A 14,064-nucleotide genomic window follows, 5' to 3' on the forward strand; every position below is an offset into this window, starting at 1 on the left:
GGTACACGAGCCGATTGGATAAAGGAGGTCAGCCTGATGACTGCCCGTTTGGTTGTGATTGGCAATGGTATGGCAGGTATGCGCTGTGTAGAGGAAATCATACGGATGGCACCGGATCGGTATGAGATTACTGTGTTTGGAGCTGAACCGCGTCCGAATTATAACCGAATTTTGCTCTCCGAGGTGCTGCATGGTGATCGGCAGTTTGATGATATTGTGCTGCATTCACTGGATTGGTACGCGCAGCACGGCATTACGCTATATATGGGCGAAATGGTCTCACTGATCGACTCTGCTCGTCAGGTCGTTCGAACCGCTTCTGATAGGGAGGTCGGCTATGATGTGCTGATCATCGCTACAGGCTCGGTACCCTATATTCCACCTCTACCCGGTTCGGATAAAAAAGGGGTAATCGCCTTCCGTACCTTTGACGATTGTGAGCAAATGACCGCCTATGCACAGCGTTATCGTAAAGCGGTCGTGCTGGGCGGTGGTCTGCTGGGGCTGGAAGCCGCACGTGGACTCGTACAGCTCGGTATGGAGACTCATGTCGTGCATAATGCGCCTTATTTAATGAATCGACAGCTCGATGAATTATCTGCTACCTTATTGCGTCGTGAGCTGGAGGAACAGGGGATGCAGTTTGCCCTGAACCGGCAGACGGTTCGTGTGACAGGTACGCATCGTGCACAGGGATTGCGCTTTGAGGATGGGGAACGCTTAGCTGCCGATCTGGTCGTGATGGCGGTTGGCATTCGTCCTAATATTCGACTTGCTCAGCATAGCGGGCTGGCGACTCATCGCGCTATTATCGTGGATGACTGGATGCGTACGAGTATACCCAATGTGTACGCGATCGGTGAATGCGCTGAGCATCGCGGCATTAGCTATGGATTGGTCGCCCCACTCTATGAGCAAGCCAAAATCGTCGCCGCTCATCTATGCGAGCAGCCAACGGCTCCTTATGCTGGCTCTCTCCCCTACTCGCAGCTCAAAATCTCGGGTGTTCAGGTGTTCTCCATCGGCGATATCCAGTCACCGCATAGTGAAACCCTTGTGCAGCAATACGATGGTGTAGCTCGTACCTATCGCAAAATCACTGCTACACACGGACGCATGAGTGGAGCTGTTTTATACGGAAATACCGCTGAAGGTGCTGCACTGGTCGATATGATCAAGCAAGGCGTATCGACCGAGGAATGGTTAGAGCGTGAGCAAGCGGCTATTTCAGCACAGGGACAGGCTCATGATCCTGCGGAAGCAGCAGCAATCACACTTGCTCCACAATCTATCGTATGCGCCTGTAATGCGGTGAGTAAGCAGCATATTCTGGATGCGATACGCCAGCATGACCTACAAACGGCCGATGAGGTCAAAGAATACACCCGTGCGTCCGGCTCCTGTGGCGGCTGTCGTCCTACTGTGGAAGCACTCACTCGCTGTAGTGCAGCTTGTGAACAGGCGGCTAGCAGCGGATTATCGATCGAAACAGAAGCACAGCCTGCGGTAATCGCTACCGTCTGCGATTGCCTTCCTTACACTCATGCAGAGCTGCGCGAACAGGTGCTGACATTAACGTCTACATCGCAATGGCAGAGCCTGTTCGCCACTGCAAGGCAGTCGTCTCTTTCTAGCAACAGGGGCAGCTCTGATCGTAATAATCGTGACCAAGCTACCGATTCCAGTCTAGCGACGGGCACCGAGCATTACTCCATCACCAATAGCCAGCTAGCGGGTAAAAGTAGCGATGCGCAATTCCCCACTCGCTTGCCGTTATATGTAATACAGACGCTACTCACAGCACTTCCCGCCGCTACAGAGCATACCGGCTGTGAGCTGTGCTTGAATGCTGTTCGCTACTATGCGGATGTAGCAGCTATGCAGGATATGGATACGTCGTCTTATCGCTCAGCTGCTATATCCATCATCGATAACGACATGCCCAATCCATCGCATCCTTATGTCAATATTCCGATCGCCAGGGCAACAACAGACTGGCTGGCGTCCATGTATACCGAATGGGAGCAGCATATTCTCCCTCACCCCCTTCATATCGTGACCGAAGCAACAGGCGTCACTTCGGAAGCGATGGTGCGCATGGCGGATCTCGGCATTCTTCCTTCACCGGATGGCTGGGAGCTATATGCGGGTGGTTATGTTCAGCCACTCCATACCGGACAGCTTATCGGTGAAATGGAGCACTGGTCAGATGTACTGATGCTACTGGATGCCTGTCTTCATTATTATGTTCACACCGCTTATTATGGCGAAGCGATGTATGAATGGCTGGAACGCTTTAGTGTGCTGCATGTGCGTGAGCACGTACTACGTAGCCTGTATGAGCCGACTGCCGAAATGTCCGCGATGAAAGGAGCCCAATCCGATGCAGACACAATGTCCATTTTGCAGCGTACAATGTAAAATCACACTTCATCCGCCCCACTCTTCTCCATCTCCTATTTCTGTGATCCAAACAGGAGCGCTTGCTACAGCACTCTCAATGGAGAACTGGCAAGCTGAGGGACATCCCAACGCTGCCTCTCAGGGACGCTTATGTATTAAGGGTATGAATGCCCATCAGCATGCGCTGAATGGGGATCGACTGCTGTATCCGCTCATCCGCCGCGACGGTAAGCTTGTACGAGCTAGCTGGGACGAAGCGCTTGATCTGATCGCGGTACGTTTTCGTGAAGCGATGCAGCAACATGGACCAGATATCATCGGTGTCTATGGTGGTGGCTCGCTGACCAATGAAACGGCTTATTTACTTGGTAAATTCGCTCGCATTGGTCTGGGCACACGCTATATCGACTATAATGGACGCTTTTGCATGTCGGCAGCCGCCTCTGCTGGTACCAAAGTATTCGGTGTCGATCGCGGACTCACCTTCCGTTTGCAGGATATTCCGATCGCTCAGTGCATCATTCTCGCAGGCACGAATATTGCGGAATGTCAGCCTACGCTGCTGCCTTATTTTCACGAGGCGCGTGCCAATGGTGCACGCATTATTGTGCTTGATCCGCGTCAGACCGGAACAGCAGCCATTGCCGATCTGCATCTCCAGCTCAAGCCGGGTACAGATGCATTACTCGCGCTCACGCTATTGAAGCTGATCATCGATAATGGCTGGACAGACCAAGCCTTCATCGCCCAGCATACGAACGGCTATCATGAGCTTGCAGCGTTACTGGATGGAATCGAGCTGGAGCAAACGGCGCAACAATGCGGCATTCCAGCAGCACAGATCGTACAGGCAGCCGAATGGTACGGCACCGCTGAAACAGGAATGATCCTGACCGCACGCGGCATCGAGCAGCAGACAGACGGTCATCTGGCTGTACGCTACCTGCTCAACCTCGTACTCGCAACTGGCAAAATCGGTCGTCCTGGCTGCGGCTATGGCGCCGTAACCGGTCAGGCGAACGGGCAAGGCGGGCGCGAGCATGGGCAAAAGGCAGACCAGCTCCCCGGCTATCGCTCGATTGAAAATGAATCCGATCGCACCTATGTCGCCTCCGTCTGGGGCGTCGAGCCATCCGAAATTCCGGGCAAAGGCGTATCTGCCTATGAAATGCTAGAGCTTGCTGATCAAGGCCTACTCCGTATGTTATTCGTGATGGGCTCCAATCCGGTCGTGTCCAATCCGAATATTCCGTTAGTACGTCGCGCTTTGGAAGGGCTCGATCTGCTCGTCGTTGCCGATCTATTCCTGTCGGAAACGGCACGTATGGCGGATATTGTTCTACCTGTCGCTTCCTTCCTCGAAAATACAGGTACGCTTACGAATCTGGAAGGTCGGGTGCTGCTACGAGAAGCTGTTATGGAGCCACCCGGTGAAGCAAGACAGGATTGGTCGATTCTACATGCCATTGCCGAGCGACTGGGAACGGGACATTATTTCCATTTCGATTCAGCTGAAGCGATCTTCAACGAGCTTCGGCTGGCAAGTCGCGGCGGTCTTGCCGATTATTCCGGTATCACCTATGATCGTCTGCGTCAGGAAGAAGGCATTTACTGGCCTTGCCCGGATGAAAGCCATGCTGGCACACCGACGATGTTCCAGCAGCGATTCGCCCATGAGGATGGAAAAGCAATCTTCACTGCACTTCCACATCAATATGTGCGCGAGCAGCCATCCACTACGCGCCCACTTCTACTTACCAATGGGCGTGTGCTATCCCATTATCTGACTGGCGTGCAGACACGTCGCAGCCCGACACTTGCCGCTCGTGAGCTACAAAATTTTGTAGAAATTCATCCAGCCACCGCCAAACGATATCGACTCAAGGAAGGACAATGGGCAGAGCTCGAGTCTGCGCAGGGACAACTTATCGTGCGCTGCCGACTGAGCGAGCAGATTCGCATGGATACTCTATTCGTCCCGATGCACTGGGGCGGCAAGCAAAATGTAAATGAAGCCACTCCACCCGAGCTAGATCCCTTTTGCAAAATGCCGGGCTTCAAGTTCACACCTGTAACGATTAGGCCGTGGCAGCCAGAGCGTTCGCTATTAAAATAGGTAACAGTGCATGGACTGATATCTCTACCTAGCCCGCTTAATCGGCTCCGAATCCGAATAAAAATTATATGACCAATCGAATAGGAATAATCGAAAAAAGCAGACCCGTCTATAATGGCTGGGTCTGCTTTTTGTAATGCTATTGCTGGGTACAATGGTTAAATAAACTATAGCGGTTTTGCCGCTGCATATCTTAGTCTTGCATCAAGCATCATTCATCGTCTTATAATCGAGCTCATAACCAACGTATAGCCCGATCTGAATAGCTCCTACATTAAATATTGATCGGTAAGCGTAGACTCCGTTTCGTTTATACATTGAAAACAAAATAGCATTACGATCTAGTATAGCATCGTAATTTCCCATCATTTCATGTATGCTAAACCTATACGTAAAAGTTATAGCGCTTTAACATTCAAAATACCATGTGTATATGAAAAGCCTGTCCAGACTACGATCTATACAAAGGGTGATCCCACATCGCATGGTTATCCTTCAGGAGGAAGCAAAATGGTGAATATTCGCAGAGTACATATCGACGAGCTGTCGATGGCAGCAGAGCTGGCTAATCAGGTTTTTTGCGAAACCGGTGAGCCGTATATGGGTACCGCCTTTCCGACATTATTTCGCCCCGGCATCACTCATTCGTACGGGGCATTCGATGATACAGGGAGATTGGTTTCGTTTATGGGATTGGTGCCAGTCTCCATCGCGTCTGGCTCAGAGAAGATCAGCGCCTTTTCGATTGGTGCGGTATGCACCCATCCCCATTATCGAGGACAGCGACTGGCTGGGCAGCTACTGGAACGATGTCGGCAGCATGCGATCGATGCCGGAGCTTCGGTCATCTTCATCTCTGGCGATCGCTCGCTATACACACGGGTGGGCAGTCAATTTTTCGGACGGATTCATCAATTTGAGCTAACGAGAGAGCATGCCCATATCGAGCCATCTGGTCTTTGGGAATTACGAGAGCTGGAACTACGCGATCTATTTGCGGTGTATGCGTACCTTCAACATCCAACCGCACATGTGGAAATGAGCATTAGTGAAATGCAGCAAATGCTCGGCGCCGAAGCGATGGCACATGTGAATCAGCAGCAGCAAAAAGTACTGGTCGCCGCGACATCCAATGGGATTGCTGGTGTTGCCATTGTATCTGTGCCCCATTCTTCACAGGACGACCAGCATCCATCCGAGCAGGACACTACGTCCCGCACAGGCTCGATCATTGAATGCGCAGGTCGGCCTGATGCGGTAGGTGAGCTATGGCTGGAAGCAATTCGACGTTTTGAGCTATCCTCCCTGACGGTTACGGTTCCGTGGCAGGATGAGCCGATGCTGGCAGTAGCTCAAGCCACAGGCGCTTCCTCCACGACCATCCGTAATGGCGGCACCGTGATGATTGTCAACGGCGGTGCGCTCGTCGCTCAGACCGGATTACTCGGTGATACAAATGATTGGGCTCCTGTCCATATGACGATCGATCATGAGGACGGTAGCTATACGGTTCATACGCCGACCGATGAATACAAGCTTACGAACGATGCCGAGCTGTGTTCTCTGCTATTTGATCCTGAATCGAATCTGCCTGCTGCTCAAGATGCAGCATTTACAGCCGTGCCATTACCTTATATGTATGGATTGTATTTTATTTAAATAGATTCTATGCTATGCCGTTCATACGGCATGATCCATATTGAATGCAAAACAGAACGTCCTCACTAGGAAACGTTCTGTTTTTGTATCTATGGCTTGAATATCACCGCTCGACGATCTGCTAGTTGAACCTATAGAGACTGAACAGTTACAGAGTGCACTATATAGGCTAACTATTTGTGGATCGAATGTAGATGACTCAAATAGAAATGTATATCCTGACATAACAACGCTATAATAACAGTGAGAGAGTCACTCCGTTTCTGGTTAAATCAATAATAGTGTAATGAAGCAACTGATCAAGCTGCGAAAAGAAGGAAGGAACGTTCATGACGAAGGACCGAAGCATTTTGACGGACTATGTGCGAGAGCACTGGTACTATTATCTGCTGGCTGTCGCTCTGATCATCGCCTCCAATATCGCACAGGCTGCTTTGCCACGAGTGCTCGGCCAGTTCACTGATGCGTTACTCGCTGGTGGCATTCGCTACGATATGATCGTGCGATACAGTCTGATTTTGGCGGCAATTGGCATTGCCTACAATGTATTGTTCGGCGCTGGACAGTTCTCCGTGATGCGGCTCGGACGCAAATTCGAGTTCGCTATGCGACAAAGTCTGTTCCGCAAATTCTCCACACTCAGTGAGCATTATTTTTCAAGACAAGGAACAGGCAAGCTACTCAGTTCCATGACGAATGATGTGACCTCCGTACGTGAATCCATTTCCAATGGTGTCACCATGACGACAAATGCGATCTTTCTATTTCTATCCTGCGTTGTCATGATGCTGCTCAGCCACATTCCACTGCATCTGATCGTGATCTGTATCGTTCCGATGATCGCCATCCCTTTTCTCGTCGTCTACTTTGGCCCGCGTATTCGCAAGCGTTCGATGAATGTACAGGAGTCCCTTGCGGTAATGACGGATTCAGCAGAGGAACAATTGCGCGGTATTCGCGTGACCAAGACCTTTGCGATTGAGCCAACAGCACGAGAGCGCTTTGGTAGTACGGTAGATCAGATCAAGGATAATCAGCTGCATCTAGTACGTATGTCGTCGCTATTTCAGGCAGCCGTTCCATTTCTCGGTGCGCTGTCGCTTGTCATTTCGCTGCTGTATGGCGGTTATCTCGCGATACAGGGGAGCATTACGATCGGTAATTTTATCGCGTTAACCCTTTACCTGCGCATCATGTCGGGCCCCTTACAGCAGATTGGTAACGTGATCAATATGATGCAGCGCTCCGGTGCCTCACTGGATCGGGTCAATCGCCTGCTGGGCGAACAGCCGGATATTCAGGATAACGAGAACGCTCAACCACTGGCAGCATCACCGAATCTGGAGCTCAAGCAGCTTTCCTTTACGTATCCAGGCAGTGAGCGCCCTGCGCTCCAGGACATTAACCTGCATATTGCCAGCGGACAAACGCTGGGCATCGTCGGTAAAACCGGCAGCGGTAAAACAACGCTCGTCAAGCTATTACTACGCATCTATGATCCACCCGCGGGAACGGTGCTTCTCGGCGGCACCGATATACGCGATATCTCTATTCATAGTCTGCGCTCACGTATTGCCTATGTGCCACAGGATGGCTTTCTATTCAGCACGACGATTCGCGACAATATCGCCTTTAGTGATCGCAGCATTCCCCTAGAAAAGGTTGAAAATCATGCTCGTCAGGCGATGATCTATGAACCTATCGTGCGCTTTCCAGACCAGTTCGATACTCGGCTCGGCGAGCGTGGCGTGACCCTTTCCGGTGGACAGCGGCAACGTACCAGTCTCGCACGCGGTCTTGCCAAGACGGGGCCGATTCTTATTCTGGACGACAGCATGAGTGCAGTCGATGCAGTCACCGAGACAGGCATTCTCGCTAATCTGGTACAGGAGCGTAAGCAGCGCACGACGCTGATCATCTCCCACCGGATTAGCGCGGTGAAGCAAGCGGATCGCATTATCGTGCTGGATGAAGGACGAATTGTGGAGCAAGGCACGCACCAGCAATTGTTGGAACAACGGGGCATCTATGCATCCATGTACCAGCTACAGGAAGAAGGTCTGTACTATGAATGAGTCCCGCCCACATGAACCCAACGCAGCAACGTCTACAACGACCAAATCGGCTTCGCCTTCGCGCTATGAAGCCTTGCGAGCAATTCTACAATATGCACGTCCGCACAGGCTTGCATTTATCGGTTTATTTTTTACAACGATGCTGGCGATTGCCGCCGATCTGCTACAACCGTATCTGGTCAGTATCGTTATTGACGATCATATCGCAGTTGGTAATAGTGGCTTGCCGTTTCTGATCGGTATGGCGCTTATCTATCTGGGACTGGCTGTGATCAGTCTGATCTTCACCTATGTACAGAGCAATCTGCTACAATATGCCGGACAGCATATCGTGGCAAGTATTCGTAAGGATCTATTTGCGCATATTTCTAAAATGTCGATGAGCTTTTTCGATCGTTCCAGCAGTGGCGGTCTGGTTACGAATGTATCGAGCGATACAGAGACGATCAGCCAGTTTTTCACGCAGGTGCTGCTCAGTCTGATTCGTGACGGTATGATGCTCGTGTTTATTATTTATTTTATGTTCCGACTGGATGCTACGCTTGCCTGGTATTCGATGCTGACGCTACCGATTATTGCGACACTGGCAATTCTATTTCGCAAACGGCTGCGTCAAGTATATCAGCAGGCACGTAGTCGGCTGTCCCGACTGGTCGCTTTTACCGCGGAAAATCTGTCCGGTATGGGACTGATCCAGATTTTCCATCAGGAAAAGGAACAGACTCGCCGCTTCACCGAATTCAACAGCGACTACTGGGAAGCGAATGTACAGCAGCTCAAATCAAACGTGCTTTTCAACCGTACCTTCGATGTACTCGGTAATATCGCGCTCGTGTTGATGGTCTGGCTCGGCGGGGTCGCTGTATTTAATCGGCAAATGGAGGTCGGGGTGCTGTACGCGTTCATCAGCTATATCCGCCAGTTTTTTCAACCGATCAACCAGATTACGATGCAGTGGAATACATTTCAGTCCACCATCGTATCGATGGATCGCATCTGGCGCATTTTACGGCTGAAGCCTGAAATTGCTGATCCAGCACCGGATAAAGCGAAGTCACTTCAACCGGAGCAGGTACGAGGCAAGGTTGATTTTAACCGGATTACCTTTGGCTATGAGCAAGGGCAGCCCGTATTGACCGAGCTCGATCTGCATATTCGTCCAGGTGAAATGATCGGAGTGGTCGGCACAACAGGTGCAGGTAAAAGCACATTGATCTCACTGCTCAATCGCTTTTATGATGTATGGGAAGGCTCGGTGAAGATCGATGATATCGATCTGCGCCAGATTCCGCAGCAGCAGCTACATCGTATCGTTGGCTTAATCCAGCAGGAACCCTTCCTTTTCTCTGGCTCCATTATCGATAATGTGCGGATGTTCCAGAGCGATATTAGCCGTGAGCAGGTGATCGAGGCATGCCGCTTTGTCGGTGCGCATGAGATGATCGAACGGTTGCCGCAGCAGTATGATTCGGTGCTGTCTGAGCGCGGAAGTGGCTTGTCGGCAGGAGAGCGACAACTCATCTCCTTCGCCCGGATTGTCGTATTCAAGCCGAAAGTGCTTATTCTCGATGAAGCAACTGCTAATCTAGATTCGCATACCGAGCAGCTTGTACAACAAGCGCTACAAACCGTCTCGCGCGGACGCACCACCATCGTTATTGCTCACCGTCTGTCAACGATCATGCATGCCGACCGCATTCTGGTGATGGAGCATGGCCGCATTGCTGAGCAGGGTACCCATGCGAAGCTGCTTGCACAGGGTGGTATTTATGCGGAGCTATATCATCATGCACGTCATAGTGCGGGTACAGCTGCCGAGGCATGAGTCTGCTGTTGCCTGACCCCATGGAATAACTGCTAGTACGATAGTAATCCATCTGCTTTGTACTTGTTTGCTCCGTAATTTTCTATTTTTGTATTTTTCTACTTGGTATTTGTGTGCTTCATGCTGTGCTGCTTCGTACCTGTACTTTGCAAAATTGAAGATCGAACAATAATTTGTAGTTATTGAGATTACAAGTAGGATTAGATTAATGATATATAGTATTAGCCTATACAGCATCAATCTCTACAATAACGAAGTCTACGTATAAAAAAAGCCTGCTTTTTCCGAATCGTTCCTGTGTATGAGTGATACATACCGGAATGTGGAAAAAGTAGGCTTTTTTTCATTATTTACGACCAAGACCGCTGACTGTTTTATTCACGCCCGTAACAACTGTTTCTACGATATTCGTATTTGTTGGTGTCGTTGTTGTACTGGTAGTTTTAGTTGCGCTTGGTGCTGTAGTAGAGGTGCTGGATGTTGTGGAGGTAGATGTTGTCTGGCTGGTTGTTGTGCTTGTTGCTGTCGGTGTAGTCGTTGTACTTACAGGTGACGATGTGCCCGTGCTCGCTGTTGTTGTCGTTGGCGCAGGGCTGATTGGGCTAGTTATTGATGTGCTACCTGTGGTTACGGTACTACCTGTAGAGGATGTACTCGTTGAAGTTGTTGGCACACTAGCCGAGCTCGTAGTCGTTACCGGAGTTGCCGTTGTGCTAGTCGTAGATACAGGGCTATTCGTTGTTGATGTGGATGTGCTGCCTCCTGACGTTGTCGTTGGGCTTGAATTGACCGTTGGTACCGTCGAAGTTGTTGGTGCTGCTGTCGCTACTGTACCCGAAGTCGTTGTTGTAGCAGGGACAGGAGTAGTTACAGGAGCCGTCGTTCCTGTCGTTGTTGATGTATTAGTCGATCCCGTTGGCGTCACCGTTACTGAGCTATTGACCGTTGGAGATCCAGCTATTTCAGTCACTGGTGCTGTAGTCGGCGCTACTGTGCTTGTTGTCGGTACGGATACGGTGGTATCACCTGCTGGTGTACTCGCTGTTGTCGAAGCTGTCGATACTGGCGCTGGTGTTGGCGAACTAGTCGATGCTGATGGAGTCGTTGTTCCTGTTGCTGGACTAGCTGTTCCTGAGGAAGAATTCGTTGTCTCAGGTGCCGATGTGGATGTCGTATTACCCGCAGTCGGTGCGGCTCCATTCGCATCATTCGTAGCTGCTGGAGTTGTTGGGCTGGATGAAGTAGTCACTGGTGCTGGTGCTGGTGTTGGTGCAGCTACATTATCAGCAGATTCATTCGTAGCTGGCGCCACATTAGGAGCGGCTACAGAATTACTACCATTCGCTGCTGTGGACGAGCTTGTCGTCGATGCATTTGTTGATGTACTCGCTACGGCTGGTGATGGGGAAGCAGCTGTGGTACTGCCTGTTCCAGCAGTCGGCTGCACTGTCGTTTGTACGGTTCCTGTCGTCGCTGTAGCTACCGAACCACCATTTGCCGGGGTTTTCACTACGCCTACCTGTGCTCCGTTGGCAGTCTGATTCATCGTAACCTTATAAATGACAGCATTTGTAGGAGTCGTAGCATTAGGGGCTTGAGCAGTTTGAGTTGCATTAACTGGCTGACCGATGCCCATTTGCTCTGCTATTTTTTTGCCATATGTCATCTCAACATATTTATCATATGACTGCTTGCTCATCTCCAGCTTCAGCTGATGTAGCTTTGAGGATACGGTCATCTGTTGCTCGCTGCGATCTACCTGAAAGCCCTTTTGCATCAAGCCGCGTACCGTTTCATCGAAGTTCTCCTTTGTCAGCGCAATGCCGTGTTGCTGTCCAATTTGGAAAAATCCATGCCCGGTCAGTGTCTTCTGCATTTGCTCATGCACTAGATCGGTTCTCTTTTGCTGACTTTCATAAATCTTGTCCAGATCCTTTTCCCGCTGCTCTTTATCAAGCATATCCTGCTTATACTTTTTATTATCCTCCATCTTCTTCTCAGCTGGACTCTGATTAGTAGCTGAACTGGCATCTTTAGATGCTACAGAGACGGAATCTGATTTATCCTGCCACCGACTTGTTCCTGTTGGATAAGCTGTGTACGCATTGGAAGGGGTTGCATACGAAGTTGTTGTGATATTCATCGCGGCTCGCTCCTCACGTGGTGAATGATCAGGCTATATGACTGGACGACAGAGAGGTCAACAGAACGAGGTATTTATTACTCAACAATTATTCATACATTTAAGGAATAATATACCATATTTATTGGTTATAATTTACTATTTATCCAGTTATCAAACAAGGGACTATTATACTATTAGAGGTAATTTTATCCAATTAATAATTATATTCATTTTTACGTTGTTAGGCGAATCAATTTGTCGAAATTTGTGATCGGTTTCATTGCGTTATGCTTGAACATGCAAAAAAAAGCCTGCTTCCAATGAGCGGAAGCAGACTTTCTTTTACCCTTATATAGCGATCAGTTATATTATCATCTAAGCTAAAATTAAACATCATTTCTTCCATTCCTATCTACTCGGAACGTATAATGATTCAGGAATAGCAGAATGCATATGCTATTTGATCAAGCCTGGAATGAGGTTGATCCCACCAGTGCCGCTGTTACCGCCACTTGTGCTACCACCTGTACCTGACCCACTGGATGAACTGCCGCCCGTTCCGGTAGGACTGCCACTTGATCCTGTCGTAGTGCCTGTTCCTGTTGTGCTACCATTTTCTGTCCCATTCGCAGGTGTCGTGCTCGTGCCGTTGCTGCCTGTCGAGCCTGCTGTCGTTCCCCCACCTGTGCTGCTTCCGGTTCCGCTGGTAGTCGTGCTACCCGTGCTGCCACTAGCTACTCCATTTGTAGAGGTACTACCAGTGTTGTCATTATCCGTTCCGCTATCTGGTGTAGGATTGCTATTACCTGTAACAGGCGTAGATGAAGATGGATCGGTGTTGCTTGATGATGAAGTGGCTGGTGTCGTGCCTGTGGATGAAGACGTCCCTGTGTTCGCTCCACCTGATGTAGAGTTTCCTGCTCCAGCTGTCGGCCGTGGAGTTGGCGCTGTTCCAGCAGGCTGCTGGGCTGAAGACGGCATCGTACCTGTATTCCCTTGAACTGGATCAACTGCTGGTGAATCACTCGCTGGATCGATCTGATCCTCGGTAGTAGTCGACCAGCGAGCCTGCTGAGACTGCACATAACGCATATACGAGTCCTTACTCACCTCAAGCTTGAGCTGATGCACTTTGGAGGAGATCGTCATCCGTTCCTCGTCTGCACTCACCTGAAAACCACGGTTAACCAGACCCTTGATCGTATCCTCGTAGTTATCCTTATTGATCACCAGCTGAGAGCCTGCACCGATCTGGTTATAGATACTTTCGATTAACAGGTCATGCGCAGCCTTGCTGCTATCATGTTGCTGCTGCTGTTGCTTCTCAAACAGCGTGTTCATATCCTTTTGTCGAACTTCTTTTTCCTTGTCTTCCTTTTTGTACTCCTCTTTCTTTTGTAGCTTTTGCTCCTCAGCAAGCTGTTCGCTTTGCTTCTGGTCTTTTACCTTCTGATCTTTGAGCTTTTGCTCCTTGGCTTTATTCGCTTGCACCTGTGGATCATCACGATCTTGTTCGGTTTTGGAACGATCCGGATTGGTAGAATCAGTGCCGTTGTTGCCAGCATAACCTTGCAAGTTGTTAATGGACGTATAACCAGGGCTTGAACTAATATTCATCGCTAATCTTCCTTTCTGACGAAATGAACAGGGCCCTGCTTGGAATTGTGCTTAATATTTCCATGATGGTATGCAAGTACATGGCAGCAAACGACAGTATACACCCTATTATTATAGTAAAAATTTACTATCTTACACCTGCTTGTACAAGGGTATTTAGACCTAGTTAAATACGCAACTTAATTAATTTATCGTCCTTTCTATATAAATGTCAAAAAGCCAGAAACCCTTTTCATGACGGGGC

The 14,064-nt window shown here is 49.6% G+C and carries 7 protein-coding genes; 5 read left to right on the forward strand and 2 right to left on the reverse strand.

All coding sequences use genetic code 11. The features are described 5' to 3' along the window. Positions 1-36: 36 nt before the first annotated feature. From SK066_RS18265 to SK066_RS18285, 5 genes are all read left to right on the forward strand, one after another. Entirely contained in the window at positions 37-2,421 is a 2,385-nt protein-coding gene (locus SK066_RS18265) for an FAD-dependent oxidoreductase (RefSeq protein WP_320542529.1), read from the forward strand. Then, on the forward strand, positions 2,384-4,519 hold the full coding sequence (locus SK066_RS18270) for a molybdopterin oxidoreductase family protein (protein ID WP_320542530.1): 2,136 nt from the start codon (positions 2,384-2,386) through the stop codon (positions 4,517-4,519). The genes SK066_RS18265 and SK066_RS18270 overlap by 38 nt, the downstream gene beginning before the upstream one ends. A 510-nt stretch (positions 4,520-5,029) precedes the next feature. Continuing rightward, the gene (locus SK066_RS18275; RefSeq protein WP_320542531.1) at positions 5,030-6,178 is read left to right on the forward strand and encodes a GNAT family N-acetyltransferase; all 1,149 of its coding nucleotides are present in this window, start codon (positions 5,030-5,032) and stop codon (positions 6,176-6,178) included. 329 nt (positions 6,179-6,507) lie between these two features. Then, a complete protein-coding gene (locus SK066_RS18280) occupies positions 6,508-8,253 on the forward strand; it encodes an ABC transporter ATP-binding protein (RefSeq protein ID WP_320542532.1) in 1,746 nt (581 codons plus the stop codon). After that, positions 8,246-10,078 carry an ABC transporter ATP-binding protein gene (locus SK066_RS18285; RefSeq protein WP_320542533.1) on the forward strand — a complete coding sequence of 611 codons (1,833 nt, stop codon included), beginning with the start codon at positions 8,246-8,248 and terminating at the stop codon, positions 10,076-10,078. Before SK066_RS18280 ends, SK066_RS18285 begins: the two co-directional genes overlap by 8 nt. A gap of 346 nt (positions 10,079-10,424) precedes the next feature. Here the strand turns inward: SK066_RS18285 and SK066_RS18290 are convergent, their stop codons facing one another. Then, the gene (locus SK066_RS18290; RefSeq protein WP_320542534.1) at positions 10,425-12,221 is read right to left on the reverse strand and encodes a hypothetical protein; all 1,797 of its coding nucleotides are present in this window, start codon (positions 12,219-12,221) and stop codon (positions 10,425-10,427) included. 438 nt (positions 12,222-12,659) lie between these two features. Further along, positions 12,660-13,820 carry a hypothetical protein gene (locus tag SK066_RS18295; RefSeq protein ID WP_320542535.1) on the reverse strand — a complete coding sequence of 387 codons (1,161 nt, stop codon included), beginning with the start codon at positions 13,818-13,820 and terminating at the stop codon, positions 12,660-12,662. Between the last annotated feature and the right edge of the window lie 244 nt (positions 13,821-14,064).

Source organism: Paenibacillus hunanensis, from assembly GCF_034055775.1.
Classification (GTDB): Bacteria; Bacillota; Bacilli; order Paenibacillales; family Paenibacillaceae; genus Saccharibacillus; species Saccharibacillus hunanensis.